Source organism: Sphingomonas sp. TX0543 (assembly GCF_048565505.1).
Classification (GTDB): Bacteria; Pseudomonadota; Alphaproteobacteria; order Sphingomonadales; family Sphingomonadaceae; genus Sphingomonas.
On record NZ_JBLZUS010000003.1, the window covers coordinates 110531 to 133825 of the forward strand.

At 65.1% G+C, this 23295-nt stretch carries 30 protein-coding genes; 21 read left to right on the forward strand and 9 right to left on the reverse strand.

Annotation, left to right across the window (positions count from 1 at the left end; genetic code table 11):
* Window positions 1-27 precede the first annotated feature (27 nt).
* Entirely contained in the window at window positions 28-246 is a 219-nt protein-coding gene (locus tag ACM61V_RS18220; RefSeq protein ID WP_146163437.1) for a hypothetical protein, read from the forward strand.
* Between the two features lie 10 nt (window positions 247-256).
* Here the strand turns inward: ACM61V_RS18220 and ACM61V_RS18225 are convergent, their stop codons facing one another.
* Complete coding sequence (locus ACM61V_RS18225; protein WP_419714372.1) at window positions 257-1441, reverse strand: LysR family transcriptional regulator; 1185 nt, start codon at window positions 1439-1441, stop codon at window positions 257-259.
* Between the two features lie 230 nt (window positions 1442-1671).
* Between ACM61V_RS18225 and ACM61V_RS18230 the strand changes: the two genes are divergently transcribed.
* The gene (locus tag ACM61V_RS18230; RefSeq protein ID WP_419714373.1) at window positions 1672-2913 is read left to right on the forward strand and encodes a GNAT family N-acetyltransferase; all 1242 of its coding nucleotides are present in this window, start codon (window positions 1672-1674) and stop codon (window positions 2911-2913) included.
* On the forward strand, window positions 2910-3383 hold the full coding sequence (locus ACM61V_RS18235) for a winged helix DNA-binding protein (protein ID WP_419714374.1): 474 nt from the start codon (window positions 2910-2912) through the stop codon (window positions 3381-3383). The genes ACM61V_RS18230 and ACM61V_RS18235 overlap by 4 nt, the downstream gene beginning before the upstream one ends.
* Here the strand turns inward: ACM61V_RS18235 and ACM61V_RS18240 are convergent, their stop codons facing one another.
* The 4 genes from ACM61V_RS18240 to ACM61V_RS18255 all read right to left on the reverse strand — a co-directional run bounded on the left by ACM61V_RS18240 (window position 3384) and on the right by ACM61V_RS18255 (window position 5774).
* On the reverse strand, window positions 3384-3659 hold the full coding sequence (locus ACM61V_RS18240; protein ID WP_146163438.1) for a hypothetical protein: 276 nt from the start codon (window positions 3657-3659) through the stop codon (window positions 3384-3386).
* Between the two features lie 317 nt (window positions 3660-3976).
* Window positions 3977-4381, reverse strand: coding sequence for a hypothetical protein (locus ACM61V_RS18245; protein ID WP_419714375.1), 405 nt, complete (start codon window positions 4379-4381; stop codon window positions 3977-3979).
* A gap of 48 nt (window positions 4382-4429) precedes the next feature.
* Window positions 4430-4714: a hypothetical protein gene (locus ACM61V_RS18250; RefSeq protein ID WP_419714376.1), complete on the reverse strand. Its 285-nt coding sequence runs from the start codon at window positions 4712-4714 to the stop codon at window positions 4430-4432.
* A gap of 388 nt (window positions 4715-5102) precedes the next feature.
* Window positions 5103-5774, reverse strand: a complete 672-nt coding sequence (locus ACM61V_RS18255; RefSeq protein ID WP_419714377.1) for an RNA polymerase sigma factor — start codon at window positions 5772-5774, stop codon at window positions 5103-5105.
* Between ACM61V_RS18255 and ACM61V_RS18260 the strand changes: the two genes are divergently transcribed.
* The 3 genes from ACM61V_RS18260 to ACM61V_RS18270 all read left to right on the forward strand — a co-directional run bounded on the left by ACM61V_RS18260 (window position 5748) and on the right by ACM61V_RS18270 (window position 7162).
* Entirely contained in the window at window positions 5748-6482 is a 735-nt protein-coding gene (locus ACM61V_RS18260; protein ID WP_419714378.1) for a DUF4142 domain-containing protein, read from the forward strand. The two genes, ACM61V_RS18255 and ACM61V_RS18260, sit on opposite strands and share 27 nt — an antisense overlap.
* Complete coding sequence (locus tag ACM61V_RS18265) at window positions 6479-6802, forward strand: hypothetical protein (RefSeq protein WP_419714379.1); 324 nt, start codon at window positions 6479-6481, stop codon at window positions 6800-6802. Before ACM61V_RS18260 ends, ACM61V_RS18265 begins: the two co-directional genes overlap by 4 nt.
* Before the next feature lie 90 nt (window positions 6803-6892).
* A complete protein-coding gene (locus tag ACM61V_RS18270; RefSeq protein WP_419714380.1) occupies window positions 6893-7162 on the forward strand; it encodes a hypothetical protein in 270 nt (89 codons plus the stop codon).
* Window position 7163: 1 nt separating this feature from the next.
* On the opposite strand, the gene ACM61V_RS18275 is transcribed toward ACM61V_RS18270, so the two are convergent.
* The gene (locus ACM61V_RS18275; protein WP_419714381.1) at window positions 7164-7652 is read right to left on the reverse strand and encodes an N-acetyltransferase family protein; all 489 of its coding nucleotides are present in this window, start codon (window positions 7650-7652) and stop codon (window positions 7164-7166) included.
* Window positions 7653-8044: 392 nt separating this feature from the next.
* Window positions 8045-9340, reverse strand: a complete 1296-nt coding sequence (locus tag ACM61V_RS18280) for a hypothetical protein (RefSeq protein WP_419714382.1) — start codon at window positions 9338-9340, stop codon at window positions 8045-8047.
* Window positions 9341-9450: 110 nt separating this feature from the next.
* Between ACM61V_RS18280 and ACM61V_RS18285 the strand changes: the two genes are divergently transcribed.
* Complete coding sequence (locus ACM61V_RS18285; RefSeq protein ID WP_419714383.1) at window positions 9451-10422, forward strand: lytic transglycosylase domain-containing protein; 972 nt, start codon at window positions 9451-9453, stop codon at window positions 10420-10422.
* 55 nt (window positions 10423-10477) lie between these two features.
* Here ACM61V_RS18285 and ACM61V_RS18290 read toward each other — a convergent pair whose 3' ends face one another.
* Window positions 10478-10912: an XRE family transcriptional regulator gene (locus ACM61V_RS18290; protein WP_419714384.1), complete on the reverse strand. Its 435-nt coding sequence runs from the start codon at window positions 10910-10912 to the stop codon at window positions 10478-10480.
* Window positions 10913-11103: 191 nt separating this feature from the next.
* The gene (locus ACM61V_RS18295) at window positions 11104-11544 is read right to left on the reverse strand and encodes a hypothetical protein (RefSeq protein WP_419714385.1); all 441 of its coding nucleotides are present in this window, start codon (window positions 11542-11544) and stop codon (window positions 11104-11106) included.
* Window positions 11545-11909: 365 nt separating this feature from the next.
* Here ACM61V_RS18295 and ACM61V_RS18300 point away from each other — a divergent pair, with 365 nt between their 5' ends.
* The 14 genes from ACM61V_RS18300 (at window position 11910) to traU (ending at window position 23288) form a co-directional block, all read left to right on the forward strand.
* Window positions 11910-12230 carry a TrbC/VirB2 family protein gene (locus tag ACM61V_RS18300; protein ID WP_419714386.1) on the forward strand — a complete coding sequence of 107 codons (321 nt, stop codon included), beginning with the start codon at window positions 11910-11912 and terminating at the stop codon, window positions 12228-12230.
* Between the two features lie 59 nt (window positions 12231-12289).
* Window positions 12290-12580 carry a type IV conjugative transfer system protein TraL gene (traL, locus tag ACM61V_RS18305; protein WP_017184781.1) on the forward strand — a complete coding sequence of 97 codons (291 nt, stop codon included), beginning with the start codon at window positions 12290-12292 and terminating at the stop codon, window positions 12578-12580.
* Between the two features lies 1 nt (window position 12581).
* Window positions 12582-13163 (forward strand): type IV conjugative transfer system protein TraE, encoded by a 582-nt coding sequence (locus tag ACM61V_RS18310; RefSeq protein WP_419714387.1) that lies wholly within the window; start codon window positions 12582-12584, stop codon window positions 13161-13163.
* Entirely contained in the window at window positions 13160-13996 is an 837-nt protein-coding gene (locus ACM61V_RS18315; protein WP_419714388.1) for a type-F conjugative transfer system secretin TraK, read from the forward strand. The genes ACM61V_RS18310 and ACM61V_RS18315 overlap by 4 nt, the downstream gene beginning before the upstream one ends.
* Before the next feature lie 4 nt (window positions 13997-14000).
* Entirely contained in the window at window positions 14001-15326 is a 1326-nt protein-coding gene (locus ACM61V_RS18320; protein ID WP_419714389.1) for a TraB/VirB10 family protein, read from the forward strand.
* Window positions 15313-16188 carry a DsbC family protein gene (locus ACM61V_RS18325; protein ID WP_419714390.1) on the forward strand — a complete coding sequence of 292 codons (876 nt, stop codon included), beginning with the start codon at window positions 15313-15315 and terminating at the stop codon, window positions 16186-16188. The genes ACM61V_RS18320 and ACM61V_RS18325 overlap by 14 nt, the downstream gene beginning before the upstream one ends.
* A gap of 62 nt (window positions 16189-16250) precedes the next feature.
* On the forward strand, window positions 16251-17201 hold the full coding sequence (locus ACM61V_RS18330) for a TraV family lipoprotein (RefSeq protein ID WP_419714576.1): 951 nt from the start codon (window positions 16251-16253) through the stop codon (window positions 17199-17201).
* Window position 17202: 1 nt separating this feature from the next.
* Window positions 17203-19788 (forward strand): type IV secretion system protein TraC, encoded by a 2586-nt coding sequence (traC, locus tag ACM61V_RS18335; protein ID WP_419714391.1) that lies wholly within the window; start codon window positions 17203-17205, stop codon window positions 19786-19788.
* Window positions 19789-19791: 3 nt separating this feature from the next.
* Window positions 19792-20148, forward strand: a complete 357-nt coding sequence (locus ACM61V_RS18340; protein ID WP_419714392.1) for a hypothetical protein — start codon at window positions 19792-19794, stop codon at window positions 20146-20148.
* On the forward strand, window positions 20141-20821 hold the full coding sequence (locus tag ACM61V_RS18345; RefSeq protein WP_419714393.1) for a type-F conjugative transfer system protein TrbI: 681 nt from the start codon (window positions 20141-20143) through the stop codon (window positions 20819-20821). The genes ACM61V_RS18340 and ACM61V_RS18345 overlap by 8 nt, the downstream gene beginning before the upstream one ends.
* The gene (locus ACM61V_RS18350) at window positions 20802-21347 is read left to right on the forward strand and encodes a S26 family signal peptidase (RefSeq protein ID WP_419714394.1); all 546 of its coding nucleotides are present in this window, start codon (window positions 20802-20804) and stop codon (window positions 21345-21347) included. Before ACM61V_RS18345 ends, ACM61V_RS18350 begins: the two co-directional genes overlap by 20 nt.
* A complete protein-coding gene (gene traW / locus ACM61V_RS18355; protein WP_107395416.1) occupies window positions 21344-22000 on the forward strand; it encodes a type-F conjugative transfer system protein TraW in 657 nt (218 codons plus the stop codon). The genes ACM61V_RS18350 and traW overlap by 4 nt, the downstream gene beginning before the upstream one ends.
* Complete coding sequence (locus tag ACM61V_RS18360) at window positions 22000-22269, forward strand: hypothetical protein (protein ID WP_107395417.1); 270 nt, start codon at window positions 22000-22002, stop codon at window positions 22267-22269. Before traW ends, ACM61V_RS18360 begins: the two co-directional genes overlap by 1 nt.
* A complete protein-coding gene (gene traU, locus ACM61V_RS18365) occupies window positions 22269-23288 on the forward strand; it encodes a conjugal transfer pilus assembly protein TraU (RefSeq protein ID WP_107395418.1) in 1020 nt (339 codons plus the stop codon). Before ACM61V_RS18360 ends, traU begins: the two co-directional genes overlap by 1 nt.
* Window positions 23289-23295: the final 7 nt, after the last annotated feature.

Below are 23295 nucleotides of genomic sequence, written 5' to 3' on the forward strand. Positions count from 1 at the left end.
CGCTGAGGCTTCATAAGGAGAATGCAGATGGACAGCGGCACAGAGCTTGCCATCCGGGCGGTTGTTCGGGGTCTCTTTCACTCCGACGCCATCAATGCCAACCAGGTGCGCGCGGTGATGAGCGCCCTCAAGGATGCGGCCGGCGCGGCGATGGATCGGCGCGAGCCCGCAACGGCGAAGGAACTGGTGGCGCTTTGCAAGGGCGTTCACCTGGATACGGCGGTCAGCGCCGCCGAGGCCGGGTAGGCAAAGCCGTTCAGTCGTCGTCTTCGGCATCCATGCCGTCGATGAACCCCTCGAACAGGCCCATTACGCTGCGCATGGAGATCTCTCTCTCGAAATCTTTCGGGTGTACGAATTCGTCCCGGAACCAGGGATAGATGTCGCCGGCGAAACAGCTCCCGAGCCAGGTGAGGGCCAGCTGGACGCCCGGCGAGCTGGCCCGGGCTGGATTGACGACGCAGAGAATCTCACGGCGCAAGCGAACCGGAAGGTCGAGCGGACGAACGCGGCGACTGATGGCCCGTGCATAGGTCGGCAGGATGCCGATACCGCCGCCGGTCGCGATCGCGCGGAAGTGGGCGGAACTGCTGTTGGTCCGGATACCGATCAGGCCGGCCGCGTCCGACGTTCCGATGAAGAACGGCAGAAGATGGGTCGCCACCTGATCGGCTTCCTGCCAGACGAGCCGATGGTTCGGCCATTCATCGACCGACGTCGGGACGCCGGCGGACTGCAGATAGCTTTCGGCGGCGAACAGCATGAGATGGAGGCAGCCTATGGTGCGGATGGTCGCGGTTCCGTCCGCGGGCGGCTCGAGTTGGACCGCGATGTCGGATTCGCCGCCGGCCACATCGCTGCGCCGCATGTCGCAGTGCAGGTCGACATCCAAGCCTGGATTGGCGCGCTGGAATTCAACCAGGCGCGGCATCAGCCAGTAGGTTCCAAGGCCCTCAGTTACGGCGATCCGAATGCGCTCCCGCGCCTCGGCCGGCACCTCCCCGGATTGCGAGCTTTGCCGCGAGAGGCGCATTTCGCGCGCGATACGCAGAAGCTTCTCGCCCACCGGCGAAAGCTGCAATCCGGCCGGTTCGCGCCGCGCGATGATCTCGCCGAGCTTGTCTTCGATCCGCTGCAGCCGCCTTCGGATCGTACCGACGGCATGTCCGGTCCTGACGGCGCCGGACCGCAGGCTCCCGGCTTCGACCACGTCGAGGAATAATTCCAGTTCTGTCCAGTCGAGACTGCCCAGCTTTTCATGAAACGACTTGCCGCCGCTTGAAGAGCGGGCTGATGATCGGCGCGCGTCAACTTTCGCCGCGATAACCGGGCTCTTTATTCGGCTCGGTGCTTTCTTGGACTTAGGCAAACCGCTCTCCCCTCCAGACCGGATCACAGCAGAATGCGCTGCAAGAGAGTCCATTTCGTCTGCCGAAAGCAACTATAATTTCGGCCGATCCGGATGATTTTACATTGCTTGCGAGCCTCACGGAAAGTCCGGGATTTTCCGAATAGCGGACGTCGCGCGACCGGCGCGGCACATGCTCCCAGATCCGGCGAGGCGGGTTTGGGTTGTATCAAAAATGAACCGGCCCCGGTGCGGGATGGACTCGCCTCACAGGCGGCTCGCGGCTCTAATTCGAGAACCCTTCCAGTTGCGAAGGGGGATGTATGTACCAGACGAATATCCAGGCTGCGGCGATCGACGGTTATCAGACGATGGCCTTCTCCGATCGCGTGCTGAAACTCTGCGCGCGCGCCGGCATCAGCCCGGCGACGACCCGTCCGGCGAAGACAGAGGAAGCGCTTGCGGCGCTTGGCGTCGCGCGAACGCACCTGGGCGGGCTCGTGCCGGACGAGGTGGCCGCGGCCGCCATCGCGCACAACCCGGAAATCTTCCATCTCGTCGAAGGCGATGCGGTGTCGGCCGAGCGCCCGGTTTTCCTCGCCTACCTTCCCCTCAATCGGAGCGGGGCCGAGACATTGGTGAACGGACGGTTCCGAGGCGCCGAGCCAGACCTTGCGATGGTCTGCCGCGCGGACGAGCCGCCGTGCGCCATCTACATCTGGCTGATCTTCGCGCCGGGCGCCCTCACACCGGCGCTGCGCGCCTTGGCTCCCCTGTTGGGAAGGCTCGCTCCTGAAGGGTGCCCGCTCTTCACGCGCGGCGTTACCGGCCACACGGCGCGGCTGTTTCCCGCCATGGGCTTCGTGACCGCCCGCCATGTCTATCCGTCCGCTCCGGAAGACCTGCTGGCGCTCTCACCGCGGTCGGGCTTTCCCGCGTTCGAAAGCGATCGGCCCATTCGCGCGGCCGCGACCATGACGGTGCGGGTAGCACGGACGATGGAAGACCTGCTGAAATGTTTCTCGATCCGGGCCGCCACATACATGGCGGAGCAGGACTGTCCGTTCGATGAGGAGTTCGACGGCAACGATTTTTGCGCGACGCACTTTCTCGGCGAGATCGATGGCGAACCGGCCGGCTGTCTCCGCGTCCGCTACTTCGCGGATTTCGTCAAGATCGAGCGCTTGGCCGTGCGGCATGAATTTCGCACGTCCAGGCTGTCGTTCCGTCTCGTCCGCGAGGCGATCGGCTACTGCCGGCGCAAGGGTTACGAGCGTGCCTATGGTCATTCGCGCAGCGACCTCACGCGATTTTGGGGAATGTTCGGCTTCAGGCCAGTGGCGGACCGTCCGACTTTCGCCTTCTCCGATGTCGAATATGTCGAACTGGAGGCAAGCCTGGGTGCGAGCGATGACCGGCTCGCGATCGGGAGCGATCCCTACACGCTGATCCGGCCGGAGGGCGATTGGGACAGACCAGGGCCGCTCGACCGGTCCGCCCAGCGCCCGGTATCGCAAGGGTCGCTGCGCAGCGCGGCCGGCAACGCGCCGGCGTCGTCCCAATGAGTTCGCCGGAGGACAGGCCACTTGGCAATGTGCGATCCGCGGCGGACGAAGAGGCGCCTGCGGAAGGCGAGTGGCCCAGCGCGCCGACGGCGGTCGGCGATATGTCGCGCCGCGCCCTTCCGGGAGCACAGTTTGCCGCCTGGGCGGTGATGGCCCGGCGGCTAAGGGAGGAGGTCATCGGGGGCGACCTGTTCTCCGATCCCGCCTGGGACATCCTTCTCGATCTCTATGCGGCGCTCGATCGTGGCGATCGCGTCCAGCTCACCAGCGTTGCGTCCATGGCGGGTGTTCCGCCAAGCACCGGGCGGCGCTGGGCGCGCAAGCTTGTCGAGCGAGGCTTGCTCGAGCGCGAGAAGGATCGGCGCGATCAACGACAGACCTATGTTCGGCTCACAGCAAAGGGTCAGGAGATCATGACGGCGTTCATGGTGCGCCTTGCGGCCAAGGGCCTGCCGTCGCTTCTGAATTGATCAGGCGAGATCGCCCCGGTCGATCAGGACTCGAGGTCCGCGCGATGGCCGTCTCGAACTCCTCGCACCGGGCGCTCTTGACCGTTGCGAGGGAAGCGGGGCGGCGTAGCGCCCGAAATTGGACCTGAGCTCGCGCTTGGCGCGGTTGACGGCCCGTTGAATGAATGCGGCGCCGTCGCCGTCGCCGCGATCCATCTGATCGAGCAGTTCCAGGGCCTCGTCGAGGCGCTTGATGATCCCAACCAGCCTGCGTTGCGTCTCGCGGTCCGTCTTCATGCCCAGTGCGGCCTCCATGAAGGGCCGGTTCTGAACGGAAACCCGATGCCCCCGCGCTTGGCGCGGGAGCCGGGGCTGGTAACATGCACGGTGACATGCGCCTACGCCTTTAGCCCCGGGGGGCCTGGACATACGCGCAGGCACCCCGGCAAACCGAGGTTTGCGGGGCCATCGCACCGTGCGGGATTACCAGTCCCGGCGCCGCCACTACGCAGCGCGGCATCGACCTAACACAGGCCCGGAATCCGGCAAAGATATTGTTACGGAACTGGTTATCGCGTGGGCCGGGAAGCCGGAAACCTCGCTGCCGCCGACTGCTATCGAAGCAAGGTTCGCGCGACGTCGCCGTAGCTTGCGGGGTGTATCCGATCCCGGGACGGGAACCGCGCCAGATCGAGGGTTTCATCGCCGAACGTGGCGGCTACCGAACTGACGACATAGGCCTGCTGGCGGGCATAGGGCAGAAGCCAGATCACGCGGCGCGTTCGCACGCTGGCACGGATGCTGAGGAGCTTCCTGGCGAGTGCAGTCCCCGCGGTATCATTCGACCCCATCGCGAAGATCGCGGCGCCAAAGCTTTTGGGCGGGCGACGCCAGCCGAGGATCTGCTCGGCGGTGGCGCGCTCGACGGCCTGCACTTCGCATTGGCGCGCATAGCGTGCGTTGATCGCCTGCGCGGTGCCGACGCCGATGCTGTCGCCGAGAATGAGGCATTCGAACATGGATGATGCCGCCCGCTCCCCCGCGTTGAGGATGTCGTTTGTTTGGCGTCAATGCAAGCGCAGCGTCTCGAACCAGTCCTTGGCGGGTGCTCCTTCGTTCATCCTTTCGGCCATCTTGCTGAGATCCGTTGACGCGAGGAGATAATGCTCATCCGCGCGGAAGAAGGAGCGGACGCGCTGGGCTTCGTCGTGCGGCGGCAGGGCCGGACCGAAACGTGCCGTCCACTGGCTATCGACGAAGGCGATGAGCTCGCTCCAAGCCTGTGCCTCGTCGCCGCAGACAGTGAGCGATTTGTGACCTTCGCATAGGATTACGAGAACTGTGGCGTGCATCCGGTCGTCCGTTGAAGGGCTAAGATAATTGGCGCTGGAAGTGGATTTCGTAGGTTATACTTCCGCCCTTCGCTCAATAAGTATTGGTACGGACCTCGGATTTCAGAAGGCTTCGTGCGCCTCGATAGTGATTACTATATGAAACAACATCCATAATGGATCAAAAATCATGTCCATTCTAGCCCGGTTCTTTCCCCTGCTCTCAGCGTCAGTGTCCGGAATAGAAAACCGCTTGCCCGCCACACATGCGTCACTTGTGAGACTGTGCCCCATCGTAAGATGTCTATCGCCTGCACGGGGGCGTGCCAAGCCGCTTATTGCGACTCGCTCGCACTAATATCAGGCGCCGGAAGCCGAGCGCGCTTTAGGCGACTGCAGGGAGCGGATTTTATGCGGCAGCGGGTCCCGGCGGGCTTGGCTGCGGGCACCATTGCGCGATGACGCGCTCGGTCATCGCTGCACAGTCGTTGCCGGCAAACGGAAAGGTGCCGACAAGGGCCGAGCGCAATTCTGGCGCGAGCGAGGCACGGAGGCGGCGCCGCGCCCGGAAATTGCGGGTCTTCACCGTCGCACGGGGAATATCGAGGATGGCGGCGGCTTCCTCGGTCGAGAGACCTTCGACCTCGCAGAGCAGGAAAACCATGCGGAAATCCTCGGGGAGCTCGGCAATGGCGGTCTCGAGCACGGCCTTGATCAGCGCACGACCAAGCTCGACGTCGGGTGTGCTCGAATATGCGGGTTCCTGCATGATCTGATTTCGATGCTGTTGGAGATCGGCCACGCCCGCCGCGGCGAGCCGCGCTGTGCGGCGATCGAGGCTGCGCCGGCGTTGCAGGGCTTCGTTGATGGCGATGCGCGTGAGCCAGGTTGCGAGTGACGAACGGCCTTCGAACCCAGCGATGGCCGTGAATGCGTGCAGGTAGGTGCTTTGGACGATGTCTTCCGCCTCGGTCCGATCCTTGAGGATACTCCAGGCGGTGCGGAACAGGCGCTGGTTGCAACGCTCGACGACGATCCGCACGGCCTTTTGATCGTGCGCCGCGATCCGCGCCGCCAGCATCGTGTCCTGCAGATCCTCATAGCGCTCGGCGAGCTGATTCATCCGTTTCGGTTCCATTTTCCGGCGTCGCCCGATCGGGTGGGCCAGAGCATTGGATGCCGATACGCCGTTTCGGTTCCCGGGAACCGTTTCTCCCGTTCGGCATCAAAGCCATCGCTCGATACCATAGAGGAGAATGACATGAAGAGGATGATCGCGACCATGGGATTTGCAGCGCTGCTCGTCACGGCGGCCGCCGCTGCATCCCAGCAAGGCGGAGGGCCCAACGACGCGCAAATCGCGCACATCGCCTACACCGCCGGTGAAATCGACGTGGCCGCCGGCCGCCAGGCGCTCGCCAAATCGCACAACCGCACGGTGCGCGCCTTCGCGCAGGAGATGGTCCGCGATCATGCCGCGGTCAACGAGCAGGCTCTCGCGCTCGTCAAGCGGCTCGGAGTGACGCCTGAGGCGAACCCGACCAGCACGGCCTTGTCGGCCGCGGCGGAGACGAAGCATGCCGAACTCTCGCATTTGAACGGGGCGGCATTCGACCGGGCCTATGTCGCGAACGAGGTCGCCTACCACCGGACCGTGAACGGCGCGCTGCGCGACACGCTCATTCCATCTGCGCAGAACGGAGAGTTGAAGTCACTGCTGCAAACCGGACTGACCCTGTTCAGCGAACACCAGGCGCACGCCGAGCACCTGGCAATGAGCCTCACATGAGACTGGCTCTTGCCAGCCTTCCGGCGGTTGCAGCGCTTGCGCTGCTGCTGCCGGGCAATGGGCCTCCCCCCAGGACTCATGTTGTCGTGATCGAACAGATGCACTTTGGGACCGTGCCCGGCGACATCAAGGTCGGTGACGTGGTGCGCTGGGAGAATCGCGATCTGTTCCGCCATAGCGCGACCGCGCGGGACAGGAGCTTCGATGTGGACCTGCCCGCGGGTGTGTCGCGGACGATGGTGCTGCGCAAGGCCGGTGCGTTCGCCTTCTACTGCAAATTTCATCCGGGAATGACCGGCACCGTCACAGTCAGGCAATAGGGAGAGAGGCTAGGGCTGGGCACGCGGCCTTGTGGAACGGGCTGGGAATTGAGGATTTATTGGTAAATATCGGCTATATGTCGGGACGCTATGCAACAGCTTACGCAGATCGAACTTGCTAATTGGCTCGCGCTCTACGTCGCCACTGGCCTTTGCTGCGCAATCGCCTTCGCATTGGCTTGGGCGACGGCGGCTTACGAAATCTATCAGGAGCGCCCCTGGCTGACGATCCGCTCATTCAGGTCCGTGGCGCTCTTCATCCCCAGGACCTGGTGGCGGTGGCAGAAGCTCTATCTGACGTCGATGCCCGTCACCCTTGGTATCGTCGGTCTGTTCGCGGCCTCCCTGCGGTGGGGTTGAGCTAGCGATTTCTCTCAGCTGCGAGCGCCTCGCGAAGATCGTGACATTCGAGGCGCCAACTCGACTTGGGCGCGAAAAATCCCGGCACGATGACCGTTTCGCTGCTCACCAGGTTGAAGCCAAGCGACCGGTATAGGGCGAGCGCCGGCGCGTTACCCGCGATCATCGTTGCATGAACGCCGCGCCCGCATTTCGTTATCGCGAAACGCAGCAGCGCCCCGCCGACGCCCGCGCGGTGATAGTCGGGATCGACATAGAGCCAGACGATTTCCTTGCCGCGAACGGCGACAAACCCGAAGAGCTGGTTCATGCCCTGAGCGAGCCAGATGAAGCCGTCGAAACCGGGTAATGTCGCTTCCAGATCGGGAAGGCCCGCTGGAATCGATGCGTCCTCGGCCAGACCCAGCTCGGATCTGCGCGCCCGGCGATGGATCGCGATCATCGCTGGCCAGTCCGTCTCGCGCGCGGACTTCAAGATGAAATTGGGCATGCGGGCCTCCGGAGAGAACCAATCGCCCATCGCCTGTAAAGCAGGCGACAGTAAAGCCGGCGAACATGTAAATATTTGTTAAATAGCCACCTTAAGTAACAACCCCAATACGGAAGAGATGGAGTAGGAGCTACTCGGCTGCGTCGGGCAATGACAAGAGGGGAGGTCGCCGAATGCCGATTTCAACGGAGGAAGGTTGCGCCTGGACGGCGATGTCCCGCCCTCCGTCGCATAAGCGGATCATCGGCGGTGTCCTGAGCGACGGGCTCGTGCTCTCCGCCATGCTCTGCGTCGCGGTGGACGCGGAGGGCGAGGCCCCCGGCGGGTGGTGGAGCGACGAATTGATGCGTCTGTACGAGCCCACCCACTGGATTCCCGTACCATCGGTCCGTTCAGAGGCCGAAGGAACCTGCGACAAGGCTTGCGACCCGGTCCTTCTCGACGTCGGAAGGTGATAACAGGAGGAGTGGCGCGATCTGTTCCATGCGCGGATGCGTGACGGCCTTGGCTGCAAGATAGGCCTCGTCGGTCGAGCCCATTGCTTCGACAACGACCTGCCGGATTTCGCCGGTGCTGCGCGATCGTGCCTCGAGGAGGAAATCCGGTCGGCATGAGCCGATCTCGGTCAGCGTGTCGAACACGGGCTTTTCCAGAACCAGGTCGATCTCGTGACGATCGAAGTCCCGGCGCAGCTGGAGCAGCTTGCGCAGGACCGCCCGCTCGAACTCGGAGTCCACCGGAATGAAGCGTCTCCCCGAGAAGATGGGCTGGGCATAGCCTCGAAGCGGGGCATAGCCATGCGCCTCGGGATATTCGCCGGCGACGACGAGAACGAGATAGGGGCCCTTGATCGTGTTGCCGCGCACCGACGGCGATTGCACGCGGTTGGCGAGCACGACCGGATCGCAGCCGGCGACCTTGATCGTCGATCCGCGAAACTCCTGGGCGAACAGGGCGAGGAAGGCCTGCGGGGCGTGGCCTCGAGGCCAGCGCCGCGAGAGCTCGCGCAGGCTCGCATAGACCCGCTTGCTGTGGAGGGCCTGGGCATGGGTCCAGAAGGCGCGGCCAAGTTCCACGCCTGGCGCGATCTCGACCCGCTCGGCCGCCATGGCGAGCGACCGGAACTCGTCGCCGATCGCATGGTCCGGCGCCTCGTGTGACAGCGGCACCGTGCGATTGAGCCCAGCGATGTGAATGAGGCGCCAGAGAAGGCGCGCGAGGCGTGGCACCGAGGCCTGGCGGGTCCGGTCGTCGCTGCTTTCCTCTTCGGGTCTCTGTGCCAGCTTCTCGGGCGCGGGCCGGAGCACCTCGAAATAGCCCGCAGGGGGATCGGCAGGGCTCTCCGGCGTGCGCACCTCGGTGACCCGGTTCGTCGCCTGGTCGCGAAAGAAGGGGCAATTGGGCAGATGTTCGGGCCGGTTGGTGCTGGTGAGCCGCCGCAGATAGTAGGTTTCCGCTTCCGACAGGAACGCCGGGGTGAGGATCGGCGGGGCGTCTTCTGGGGCAAGGCAATCGCAGGCGATCCATTTCTCGCCGATCCGGGCCTGCTGGACGAGCATGATCCCGGCTTCCTCGTCATGGCGCGAGCCCTTGCCCACATACCATCTGACGAGGGCGTCGCGCACGGGGGCGGGCAGGGGGATGCGGCCCGCGCCTCGGCCATCGCTATGGCGCGCGATCAGCCACATTTTGCCGTCGCTGACGCCCGGCGAGCGTCGATTCGGCCGGCCGCCGACGGATTGACAAGCCGGCGTGCGGTGATCTTCCCTTTCCTCAATTGGCAAAAGGGGAGGTCTTGATGCGTGTGTTTCTCCTGGGCGTGGCGGTGGCGAGCCTCGCCTGTTCCGCTGAAACCGAGGCTGCGCCCAAAGCCGCGCGGCCCGCGCGGAGCGTTGAGCTCATCGCCATGGGAACGCCGGCAAAAGCCGGTGCTGCCGGGCCGGCTCAGCCCGCACCGCCCGCCGATCGCGCCACGACCGACGCCATGCCTGCGGGCCCCGACTTCAAGGTCCATGACCTCAGCCGTCGCTGGGTCGAGTTCCAGATGGCCAATAGCTTCGCGGATGGAAATGCGGTCGAGGCGGCTGCTGAGGACGGGGATCCGTTCGCGCATGTCGGTGTGGCGCAGGCTGACGTCTATCCCGCCGCTCTCGCCGTCCCCCCGGCTTCGCCCATTCCGGTTCCGCTCTGGATGCGCGGCGGGCCGTTGTTCGCATCCGCGGCCTACAGCTATGTGCCGGGCTGCTATACGCCGGCCTACCGACCGGCCGGCTTCCTTGCGTCCGACGCCGAGATGCGGCGCGCGAGCTACTATGGCATGATGAGCAACATCGCCTGTCAGTACGGCATTCCGGTGGGACTGTTCGACGCGATGATCATCCGGGAAAGTCGCTACCGGCCCGATGCGTTCTCGCCGAAAAGTGCGTTCGGCCTGACCCAGCTGATGCCCGGCACGGCGGTGGCGCTTGGCGTCAACCGCTACAGCGTGGAGGAGAATCTGCGTGGGGGCGCGAAATATCTTCGCCAGCAGCTCGACCGTTTCGGCCACTATCACCTGGCGCTGGCCGCCTACAATGCGGGGCCCGGGCGGGTTCGCAACGGCACGGTGCCTCAGATCGCCGAAACGCAGGCCTATGTCGACAACGTGCTTCAGAACTGGTCGCGGCTGAGCGGGGTTTACCGGCAGGCCACGATCGTTCCGCGCGCTCCTCAGGCGCTCAGCGCCGACCGTCGCCCGCTCGGGCGAAGCGCGGCCGTCTCGACGTTCTGACGGGGCGCGCATCGGGTTCGCGAGCCGCGCGCCCGAGCCGCGTGCGGCTGGCCTGTCAGCGCCAGAGCTCATCGCGCGCGCTGATCACCGTGCGGCGTCCCATGACGAAGGCGACCGCCTTGGAGATGTCCTCGATCCAGCCTTTCCGAAGAATGCCGACCCAGTGGGGCTGCGGCTCGGTGCCATCGAGCCCGCCCATTTCCTCCAGGGCGTTGATCAGTTCCCGGCCGAGATTCTCGACGATCTCGCCGACGAGATTGATGACGCTGCCGTAACGGGCGTGATCGGAGGGATCGAGTCCCTGGAGGGCTTCGGTGCGCAGAAAGGCCTTGAGGATATTGGTCCCCAGCGCCGAGAGAATTCCCTCAAGCTCTTCCACCGTCATGTGGAGCCGTTTTCGAGGGTTCTTGTGAAGGATCCGGCCGAGCCGCGATTTGCTGATGCCGGTCTTCTCTGCGAGCGAACGATGCGGCGTGTCGTTCGCGGCCATCATGTCACGAATCAGGCGAATATAGTCTGGATCGATCGTCCCGATAACCAGCGATTCCGAGGCTTCCGACATGCAGATCCCCTCCCCACCTTTTTGGTACATGGAGGAAACATGACAGAATCTTCATTTGCAAGCGTGGTTGGGGCCAAAGTGAGCGGCATCTAACTCACTGAGACCCGCCAGAAACTCAGTTAATGGCGCGGACTGCTCGGCGGAATTTCGATTCTTTCGGGGATCAACCGGTCGAGATCGAGCTTCTCGAGGACCCGGGCCGCCTTCTGCTCGACGACATAGTCGAAGAGCAGGACCGAGAGAGCATCGCCGACGGTAAGACTGGCTTCGAATTCTTTGCTGAGGAGCTCCTTGACCTGGTCCAGGCAGTCGGCGCTGGTCTCCGAAATCTGAAGTTCTATGCGGATGTCTCCCTCGGTGGGAATCGCGACCAGATGCTCTTTGAGCGTGGACATGTCGCGGCCCTGGATGCGCGAGATACTTGCCGTGCGGGCGTGAAGAAGGCTTTCGAGCGTCTGGTAAGACTTGGTCTCGTTTGAGCGAAGCCGAAGGCTTTCCGTGGTCAGGCGGAAGAGGTGCTCGGAGATGTCGAGCGTATAACCCCGGGAGTCCGCGCTCATTCTGCCCACGTCCTGATCAGCCTTTTTTTCGAAAGTGCCCGGCAATCGTCGGGCGCTGCGGAAGCTTTATGAAATGATAATGGTTAACAGCTCGCGAGTCCCGCCAAGCGAATCTATAGCGGTTGAACTCGCTTCGCAATTCTGAGGCAAGCTATCCCGGCATGGGGGCACTGTGCCCCATAAATGGGGGGGCTGCCCGAAAAGCGGGACGCTGCGCCCCGCAAAACCGCTCGGACGCCAATCCCGAACAAAAATACTTACGATTCGTAAACGGTCGGATCGACGTCCGGTTGCCCGGCCGCTCGCCGATTGGCCACCCTTTGCTTGGGCGCGGTTCGTCGCGTCTCCAATCGAAGGAAATCCACATGCAGTCTGTGTTCAAAAAGAGCGGACACGCGGAGCTGGCGATCCTCGCCCTCGCCGTACTCCTGTTCGCATTCCTCTTCTTCGCGGGGCCCGCGTTCGCCGGCGCCGACACGACCTTCAACACGGCGCTCACCAAGTTCACCGACTTCCTCGAGGGTTCGGGCGGCAAGATCATCACCGTGCTCAGCCTGGCCGGCGGCATCGTGGCGCTCGCCTCGGGCCGGTTCTCGATGGGCCAGATCGCCATTCCCGTCGGCGTCGGCGTGGGCGCCGGCACCGGCATCCCGATCGTCACCTCGACCGTGACCGCGACGATCTGAACCGATCCGAGGTCTGCGCGGGATAGCAGTCCCACGCAGATCCAGGAGGGGGTGGTGCAATGGCCGCAGACAAGTACGTCATTCCAACTCATCTCGACGATCCCGAGCTGATCGGGCTGTGGACGCTGGATGAGTTCCTGGCGATGGTTATCCCATTCGTCTGGGGGATCCTGTCTCAGCACATCCTCATCGGCATGCTTCTTTCGGGTGCGGGCTGGTGGGGTCTCAGAAAAGCTAAGGCAGGCCGGGCGACGTCCTGGCTGCTTCACCTGGCCTATTGGCATCTTCCGGCCGGCTTCACCGGTCTGAGAGCCACGCCACCCTCATATCTTCGATTGATGGCGGGGTGATATGGACCTTTCATACAGCCATACGAACAGCCAGCGGATCCTGCGCCAGCGCAACATCCTGGCCGTCGCCGCGGCCGCGCTGGGCGCTCTCACCCTGCTGCTGTTCACGGTCAGCCTGTCGCGCGATCGCGAGGTCGTGCTCCAGCCGGTGCTGCGGTCTCCGCTGACGATCAGTTCGGCGGGCGTGAGCCGCGAATATCTCGAGATGATCACGCGCGACACGGTCGTGCTGACGCTCGATCGCAGCCCGCAGAACCTCGACTATTGGATGAATGCGGTGCTCGATATTTCGAGCCCGCGCACGCAGGGCAAGATCAAGGCCGACCTGCTCAAGATCGTCAGCGAGCAGCGCGGTTCCTCGATCTCGCAGTTCTTCACCATCCAGAAGATGGAGATCGACACCAAGAGCCTCCGCTCGGAGGTGACCGGCGAGCTTCACACGATCGTCGGCAACAAGGTCATCTCCAGCGAGAACCGCACCTTCCGCTACGACTGGGAATATTCCGGCCTGTCGCTGAAGCTGGTCGGGTTCGGAATGGTGACGACCGGCCCCGCAAAGGATCAAAGGGGGAGCGATTCATGATGCCGGTCTATGCCATCGGGAGTGCCGCGCTCGGCACTGCCTTCCTCAGCCGTGTCTATTGCCACGCAAGCCGGTTCATCGGCGCTGGTCTTGTCGCTCTCGCGGTCTTCCTGATCGCCGAGCCCGCCTTCGCCGATCAGACGATCATGGCGAGCGACAGCGCCCAGGTCGATTGCACCGCGTCGGCCAAGGACCTGACCCGCATCAGCCTCGTCGAGGATGAGTTCGCGAGCGTCTCCAAGATCTCGACCGGCAATCCACAGGATGACTTCTCGGTTGTCAACGAACCTGTCCGCGGGGACATCTACCTCTCCGTGCCCGATGGTTTCGGCCGACCCGCGCTCTCCTTCTTCGCGACGAGCAAGCGCGGCTATGTCTACAAGTTCGTCTGCCGCATCAGCGGCGACCAGGCCGCCCAGGTGTTCGTCTCGAACCCGGCGATCGCGAGCGAGAAGGCCGCGGAAAACGGTCCCGCCAATCAGCTTGGCCCGCAGGATGCGGCGGTCGAGCTTGTCCAGGCGATGTACTCCAACGCCGTCGCGGACGGCTACGAGATGCGCCAGCGCGCCTTGCGGCCGGTCTATGTGGGCACGCTCAAGGTCCAGATGATCGCCGAATATCGCGGGTCCGAACTGACCGGCAAGGTGCTGCGGATCGAGAACAAGGGCGACCAGAGCATCGAGCTCACAACCGGCATGGTCGCGCCGTCGAGCGCGCTCGCCGTCTCGATCGCCGACACCAAGCTCGCGCCGGGCAAGGTCACGACGGCCTATCTCGTCTCGCAGAACGCCTCCGGCTCGCAGACCGGCCCATTCTCTCAGACTGGAAGGTGAGGCCATGGCTCTTTCCGACTTCCTGAACCGCAAGCGCCGCCCGCTCGACGGAGGTACCGAAGAGGGTGTCTCGCCCGTCTCGGGAGACCTTGGCGGCAACGATGCGGTCCGCCGCCGCCAGCGCCTGCTGCTGGCCGGAGCCGCGGGCGTGGGGCTCGTCATATCCTCCTTCTGGATCTTCGGAGGCGATAGCGACAAGTCCAAGCTGGCCGACGACGGCGTCAGCGAGGTCAACGTCTCGACCAAGGATCTCGTCAATCGCAACCTCTCCCAGCAGGAGTGGATGGCGCTTTCGGAGAACCGCTTTCAGTCGACCGAGAACCAGCTCAAGTCGATCGACGGGCAGAATCATCGCCTCGAAATGTTGACCGCGCAGGTCGAGGCGCTGAAGGGCCAGAACCAGGCGATGCAGGCTGACGGTCAGCGCGTGCTATCGGCCTATCAGGCCGAGAACGAGCAGCTTCGCCGCCAGGTAGCCGATCGCCGGACGGCGCCAGCGCCGACGCCCGGACCCGCCGCGATGTACGGCCCCTATGGACCGCAGGCCTATCAGCGCCCCGATGGGCAAGGCGGTGCGCAGGGGGCGGCTCCGGTGGCCGCGCCCGCCGAGGTCAAGCTCGTCAACTTCACCGCGGCCGACGGTGGCACCGCTACCCGTGTCGCCAAGGGCAACACGGTCTACACCGACAGCGTCAACTATCTTCCGCCCAACAGCTTCGCGCGCGCCAAGGTCATCGTCGGGGTGGACGCGAGCGCCGGGGTTACCAACCAGAGCGATCCCTTGCCGGTGGTGCTGCGCGTGACGGGTCCGGCGCGCTCGGTCTATCAGAATGGCCGGCTGCTCACGACGAAGATCGAGGGTTGCCTCATCAACGGCGCGGCGCGCGGCGATCTCTCGAGCGAGAAGGTCTACGTCAAGCTCCAGAAGATGACCTGCCCGCAGCCGGGAGGCCGATACGCCGTATCGGAGGTCAAGGGCTTCATCGCCTTCGGCGGCAAGACCGGCGTGCGCGGCCGTGTCGTCTCGCGCGAGGGATCGCTCGTGACACAGGCTTTCCTCGCAGGCCTGGCCGGCGGATTCGGCCGCGGCTTCTCCGCCAACGCCCAGTCGGTTTTCCAGGGCACCAACATCACCACCAACGGCCAGCGCCAGAAGCTTTCGACCGGTGACATCCTCGAAGGCGGCTTCGGCGAAGGCGTCGCCCAGACCGGCGACATGGTCTCGAAATATCTGATCGAGCGCGCCGAGCAGTACCAGCCGGTGATCGAGATGCCGACGGGCATCGACGTCGAAATCGTTTTCCTGGAGGGTGTTTATGTCCGCAATTGACCGCATCCGTTCGCTGGCGCGCCCGTCGCGCCTTGTCATCACCACGCTGCTTGGTCTCAGCGTCGCCGGCATCGCGCTTGCGGCCGACACCAACAGCCCGGAAGACCGGGTCCGGCTTCTCCTGAAGACACGGCTGCCCAAGACGCCGGTCACCGCTATCGACTGCGGCAAGATCAGCGGCCTGTGCGAGATCACGGCGGGCGCCAACCTGTTCTACGTCGATACCGGCGCGCGCTTCCTCGTCATCGGCCGCGTCTACGACATGCAGACCAGGCAGGACATCACCGCTGCGCGGCTGCTCGAGATGAACCCCGACATGCTGGTGGGCGCTGCCGCCAAGGCCAATGCGACCGCCAATGCCGGGGGAGATGACGACACCGCCCAACTCGCGGCCGTGACGCCGGGGCGCGGCGAGAAGCTCGCGCGCCCCGAGGTGCCGCAGAAGCTCTCGCTGGCCGAGCTGCCGCGTGAAGGCGCGATCGTCTGGGGCAATCCGTCGGGCCAGACGGTCACGATCTTCACCGACTTTCGCTGCGGCTACTGCCGGGCGCTCACGAGCGTGCTGAAGGACATGAACGTGCGCGTCGTCGAACGGCCGATCTCGGTACTCGGGAGCCGCGACGTCGCCGACCGCGTCTATTGCGCGAAGAATCGCGAAGCCGCCCTCCACGCGGCCTATGCCGGCGAGGATCTGAAGGCGGGCCCGGCCTGCGACACTTCGGGTCTCGATGCCAACGAGGCCTTCGCCCACCGCCATGGTCTTAGCGGCACGCCGGTGATCGTTCGCGGCGACGGCGCGGTCATCGAGGGCTTCCGCCCAAAGGCCTTCCTTGAGAACTGGCTGAAGGGAGGACAGTCGTGACGCGGTGGCCTGCGACGCAACGCAGCGGCCGGCGGCGCCTGTGGCTTACCGGCGCGCTCGGGATGACCAGTCTTCTTGCGCTCAGCAGTTGCGCCAGCCTCGGCGGCAATGTGCGGGGAAGCTTCTCCTGCGCGGCGCCCGACGGGATTTGCGCACCGAGTTCGACGATCGACGACCGGGCGCTTGCGCTCATCTCTTCGGACCCCTCGGAGGGTGATGCCTTGCCCACGGGCAATGTGCGGCAGCCGATTCGGGGCCGGATCAACCGGGCAGAGGTGAGCCAGCCGACGCGCCTGGCAGCGGCCGATCCGGGGCGCACCCAGGAGAAGGTCCTGCGGATCGTCTTTCAGCCCTATATCGACGAGCGCGGCCGGCTTCATGAAGCAAGCGCGGTCCACGCGGTGGTGGCGCGCGGCGAGTGGCAACAACAGGCCCTGGTCGAGGCGGCCATGCCGGCGCGGCGGTCCGCCGCCGCGCAGGGCGTGACCGAATCGCTCGCCGACGCGGTTGACCGGGTCGATCCCCCGGCGAAAGCGCTTGCGGTTGCCGATCCCGATGCACCGGATCCGGCGGCGGTCGCAGCCGCGCGGGCGCGCAAGCCTGATCCTGCCCCGGATCCGGTCAGCGCGATCAAGGCGGATGTCAGGGCGCGCCTCACTCCCAAGGCGCAAGCGGCATCCCGCCCGGGAACGGCGGCGGCTTTGAGCCACACACCGCCGGCTGCCGCCTCGCCGGTGCTCCAACCCCCCTCCGGGGCATCGACGGGCGGCAGCCCCCAGGCGAAGGCGTCACCGGCGCCCGGGCCGGTCTCGGCAGCACGGCCGTCGGACGGAACCGGCGCTGCCGCCGTCGCACGCGTCAAGGCCGATCCCCGCTACCAGGAGGTCGCGAACGGCGCGGCCAAGGGCGCGCGGGATGCCGCGGCGCAATCCGGCGCGCAGCCCGCGACCGCGGCGATCGGCGCGACGGTGAAGGTGGCGAACTTCCCGGCGGCCGTACCGGAGGACAAATGAGATGGCCGGCGGCTTCTTCGAAAGCCTGCTGTCCGGCATTCTCGGCGATGCCAAGCGGCCGGATGCCGAGCGCCCGGAGCTTGGCGTGCCGATGCTGGCGCACTGGCTGCCGTATCGCAGCTACGACCCGAAGACCGGGATCTTCTACAACAGCGCGTCGCGCGGCTTCGTGATCGAAGCCGCACCGCTCGTCGGCGCCGATGAGCGGACTGGCGAGATCCTCACGCAATTCCTGTCGGAGGCGATCCCGGCGCCGGGCTGCCTGCAGTTTCACCAATGGATGAGCCCCCGGATCGGCGAGCGCCTCTCGAAATGGTATCTGCCGCGCTATTCGGCGCGCGGCGTCTACGAGCGGATGGCCAAGCACCGGGTCGATTTCCTGACCGACGGGGTCTGGAAGTCGCTCTCGGCCGATGCCCCTTTTTCGCTGCGCAACCATCGCGTCGCGATCTCCTATTCGACGCCGGAGAGCTCGAGCGTCACGGTCGAGGAGATCGTGGCGGTCATGGACGGCCTGATCTCGGCGCTGGCGTCGATCAACGTCTCGGCGCGGAAGATGGACCCGCCGGCGCTCATCGCCTGGATCGACGATATCACCTCGCCCACGACCGCGGCGGGCGAGGACGTGGTCAGCTACAATCCGCTCGACCCGATCGCCGACCAGGCTGTCCGGCGGGATGTCGAGCTCCACGTCGAGCCCGACCGCATGTTGCTGAGGACCGAGCGTTTCCGTCCGACCGGCAAGACGGTCGACGAAGCGCCGGAGATCGGCGAAATCCTGCCCGACGTCTTCGACGTGCGCTCCTTCTCGGTCCGCAACCTGCCGGCGCGCTGGGCGCCCTGGGATGTCGCGCGGCTCATCGGCGACATGTTCACCGACAAGCTCAGGATGCCGTGCCCGGTCGCGACCAATCTCTGCGTCGAGTTCCCCGACCCGATGGCTGCGAGCAACAAGGCCAGCTTCAAGTTCATGCGGACGACGAGCCTCGCCGACTCCAAGTCATCTCGCTTCCTTCCCCAGCTCAGGGACCAGAGCCAGGAATGGCGCTATGTGAACGAGGAGATCCGGCAGGGCCGCAAGCTCGTGCGCGTATTCTTCAGCGTCACCTCCTTCTCGCCGAAGGGCAAGGGCGACGCCAACGAGCGGGTCCTGAAGTCGGTCTATCGGGCCGCGGGCTGGGACCTGCTCGACGACCGCTATCTCCAGATCATGGGTCTGCTCTGCGCGATGCCCATGACGATGGCCAATGGCCTCGCGCGCGACCTCGAGCGCATGAAGCGGATGCGCACGCTGCTGACCACGACGGCCGCCAATCTCGCGCCGATCCAAGGCGAATTTCTTGGCAGCCACGTGCCCCACCTGATGCTGATCGGGCGGCGCGGCCAGCCCTATTTCTGGAGCCCCTTCGAGAACAAGGCGGGCAATCACAATGTCGCGGTGGTCGGCAAGTCCGGTTCGGGCAAGTCGGTGACGCTGCAGGAACTGTGCGCTTCGCTCTGCGGCGCCGGCGCGCGCGTGGTCGTGATCGACGACGGCCGTTCGTTCGAGCACTCGGCCAAGCTTCAGGGCGGCGCCTTCGTCGAGTTCACCATGTCCTCGGGCTTCTGTCTCAACCCGTTCAGCATGATCGACGAGGAGCTGGCGAAGACGGACGAGGACTATCTCCTCGACTGCATGGCGATGCTGAAAGCGATCGTGAACCAGATGTCGCGGCATATCGACCGCCTCAACGATACCGAGCGCGGCCTGATCGACGGCGCAGTCAACGCGGTCTGGGAGGAGAAGGGCAGGGGCGGCTCGATCGACGATGTGATCGCCGCGCTCGATGCGACCGGCAACCACCAGGCGAGCGACCTTGGCATCGCCATGCGGCCCTTCTCGTCGGGCGGCACCTATGGCCGCTTCTTCCAGGGCGAGGTGTCGTTCGAGTTGTCGGCCCAGCTCACGGTGTTCGAACTCTCGGACCTGTCGTCGCGCGAGGAACTCAGAAGCGTCGTCCTCACCGCGATCATGTTCATGTCGCAGCAGATGATGCGCAAGATCGATCGCTCGATCCCCAAGGCGCTGCTGCTGGACGAGGCGTGGCAGATGCTGCGCGGCGGCGCGATGGCCGACTTCATCGAGACCTATGCGCGCACCTGCCGCAAATATGGCGCGTCGCTGGTCACCGCGACGCAGTCGCTCAACGACTATTACAAATCGGCCGGCTCTGTTGCCGCGCTCGAGAACTCCGACTGGTTCGTGATCCTCCAGCAGAAACCGGAGACGATCGCGGATTTCAAGAAGCACGACCGCTTCGAGATGGATGATTATACCGACGCGCTGCTGCGTTCGCTCAAGATCAACGGCCGCGAATATTCGGACATCCTGATCAAAGGGCCCGAGACGCTAGCGGTCGGCCGCCTGGTGCTCGATCCCTTCTCGTCCACGGTCTATTCGTCCAGCCCCGCCGTCTATGCCGCCATCGAGGGCCTCGTCGCGCAGGGCCTCAGCATGGACGAGGCGATCGAGCGGATCGCGTTCCCCGACAATCCCGAGAAATGGGCCTCGCATGGCGATGCCGAGCTCGCGCAGGCGGCGGAGTAGATCATGGCGACCAAAAGCACGCAGACGGGAATTGCTGCGCGGAGCGCGGCCGTCTTCGATGTGAGGTCGGCGCTTCATTTCGGGCTGCATTTCGCAGGCTTCCTCGCCTCGACCCTGCTCATGACCTGGGGCCTGTTCGCGCTGTTCTTCCTCGCGATCGGGGGGTTCTCGCTCGACGGCCTCATGAATCAGCTCAACAACCTCACCGCCCGCTACGTCATCGCCACCTCGGCGCGCGTGGCCTCGTTCAAGACCATCTTCGCCGTGGCCCATCTCATCCTCTCCGCAGCGCTCATCGTCCTGCGGCGAGACAGGATCATGCCGCCGGCCCGATCGCAGGGAGACCCCCGCAATGGCTGAGCAACCCGAACTCGACCTTCCCGCGCCTCCGGCTTCGCCGCCGGCACCGGCGCGGACAAGACGGACATTCTTCGCCGGTTTCAGCCGGATGCAGATCCTCGGCGGCCTGATCCTGCTCATCGCCGTCGTCTGGGGCATGTGGGTCACCAAGACGCTCGTCACGCCGAAGCAGGATCATATCGTCTCGGCCCGATTGTCGTCGATCGTCGGTGAATATGTGCAGGCGCAGGCGCGTTCGACGTCGCCGCCAGCGCAGGTCGAGGCCGAGATGCGGGGGTTCATGGCGTCGCTCGACAAGGAGCTGCAGCGGCGCAGTGCCAGCGGGCAGATCGTTCTTGTCGGCGAGGCCGTGCTGACCAAGAACGTGCCCGACATCACCGACAGCCTGAAAAGCGCCGTCTATGCCTCGGGGGTGGCGCGGCCGCGGCAGGCATCGGCCGAGGAACTCGAGCGGCTGAATGCCCAGGCGATGGCGGCCGCGTCGCCGCAGCTTGGCCCCCAGATGTCTGGCCAGATGCCGGGCCAGGTGCCGGGGGTTTCGGCGCCGATCGATCCGATGATGGCGGCGCAGGGCATGGCTCCTCCCGTGCAGCAGCAATCTGTTCCCCAATACACGCCGCCCGCGGCCCAGGTATCGACCTTTGGAGGTCCCGATGGCAGCGGCGGCCAGTAAGCCCGCCACTGAGCCCGCCGCGTCCTGGCGGCCACGAGTGCGGCTATGGCAGCTCTTCGGCCTCTTCGTGGTGGGCAGTGTCGTCCTGAGCGCGATCGCCGAGTGGAGTAGCGACCATCTCCTGCTGATCAACACGACGGACTCGTTGCCGAACTGGGCTTTCCTCATCCAGCGCCACAAGCTGCCGGCGCGCGGCGACTATCTGTTCTTCGATCCACCGCCGAGCGCGCTCCTGCGCCGTCATTTCGGTGCGAAACCCCGGATGTTCGGCAAGATCGTTTACGGGATGCCGGGCGACACCATCAGCCATGCGGGCCGCGAGATTGCCGTCAATGGCCGGTCGGTCGCGCGGATGAAGCCGTTCACGCGGTTTGGCGAGCCACTGACGCCGGGGAGTACCGGGCGCGTGCCGCCGGGATGCTATTTCGCGGCAACGCCGCACAAGGATGGCTTTGACAGCCGCTATGCCGAAATCGGCTTCGTCTGCGCGCGCCAGGTCATCGGAACCGGGGAGCCCATCCTATGAGGATGCTTGTCACAGGCGGTCTCGCGCTGGCGGCGGCCGTCGGGGCGCTGGTCGTGATCGGGCCGATGCGGTCGGAAGCCAAGGACTATGGCCAGGCGGCGCAGGCCTTCCCGGTGATCGAGCCGGATCTGCTGTCGACCATCGAGAACCGTCTCAAGCGCGCGGAGGCAAGCGGCGAGCTCGCGCGCACCAACGAGATGTTCGCCAAGCGGGTGGAGGCCAAGGTGCGCCGGCCCGATCCCGTGTCGGGTATCACGCCCGCGCGCACCGCCCGCAGCTGGGATTTCGATCCCTCGGTGACGATGGAGCGCGACATCCGCGACCAGAAGGGCAATCTGATTGCCGCCAAAGGTCAGCGGATCAACCCCCTCGATTTCGTTTCCATCCGGCAGGACCTGGTCTTCATCGACGGCGACGATGCCGAACAGCTGGCCTGGGCGACGGCGCGTTATTCCGACCTTAAGGCCAAGATCATCTTCGTTGCCGGTTCGCCGGTCGAGCAGATGACGGCGAAGAAGCGGCGCTTCTACTTCGACCAGCAAGGCAAGCTCACCGAGCGCTTCGGCATAGAGCACACGCCCGCGGTCGTTGCCCAGGCGGGCAAGGTCATGAAGGTCTCCGAGGTCGTCCTCAAGCCAGGGGGGCCGAGTTGATGCCGCTGTGGCTCGACATGCTGCGCACGCCGATGGCGGCGCCCGAGACGGCCGATCTCCGGCGCTTGCGGCGGACGTGGCAGATCCTCTGTCTGCTGCTGGGCGCCAGCGTGCTGGCCCTGCAGCCCTTGCTGCATCTGGTCGGCCGAGCGGCGCCCTGCGCGATTGCCGCGCTGCTCGTCGCGGCGCTGCTGACCACCGCGCTTTACCTCGCGCGCAAGCACCGCGCGGACACCGCTTTTCTCGACGCTGCCGGGGAGGATCAGTGATGCGCGCCGTTCGATCCGCTGTGAGGCTGCTCGTGATGTTGATCGCCGCCTTCGTCCTCGCGCCGAGCGCCGAGGCGGCTGGACCGACCTGTCACGGGAAATTCGTCAATCCGATCACCGACGTCTGCTGGTCCTGCCTGTTTCCGCTGTCGGTGGGCGGCCTCAAGATCTGGCCGAGCAGCCGGCCCGATACCTCCAATCCGGCGTCGCCCATTTGCCTGTGCGGCAGCCCCATTCCGCGGATCGGTATCGCCGTCGGCTTCTGGGAGCCCGCCCGCCTCGCCGACGTGACGATGAAGCCGTGGTGTTTCCCGAACCTTGGGGGCATGCGCATCGCGCCGGGCTTCGACATCGGCCAGGGCTATCTGACGGGCCCCTCCATGGTCGGCGGCCGATCCCAGAGTACGGCCAAATGGCACGTCCACTGGTATGTCTATCCGCTGCTCTACTGGATGGAAATCCTGACCGACTTCGTCTGCTTCGAGCAGGCCAGCTTCGACATCGCCTATATGACCGAGATCGATCCGCTCTGGCAGGATGACTCGCTGACGGCGCTGATCAACCCGGAGGCGATCGTCTTCGCCAACCCGATCGCGCAGGTCGCGTGCGCTGGCGACTGCATCGCGGGCACCGTCCATCTGCCGCTCGACCCGCTGTTCTGGTGCGTGGGCTGCCAGGGCAGCATGTATCCGCTCAACGGCAACGTGCCGTCCTCGATCGGGCACGTCCAATCCTCGCGGCTCGCGCTGTCGCGCTTTGCCTACAAGATGCACCGCGAGGCGCTGGCTTGGGGGACGATGGGGTCGGCCGGGCTGTGCAAGAAGTACCTGATGCCGATCATGCGGAAGCAGCAATACCGCTTCCAGATGGTCAATCCGATCCCGACCGTGAGCGGCCGCTTCGCCTGCTCCGCGATCGGGGCATCCACCATGCCGCCTGACGCAGGCCGCGCCTATCCCGCCGGCGGCGAGGACATGGGCTACCTCGTCTGGCGCAAGCGCAACTGCTGCGTCCTTTAGGAGGAAC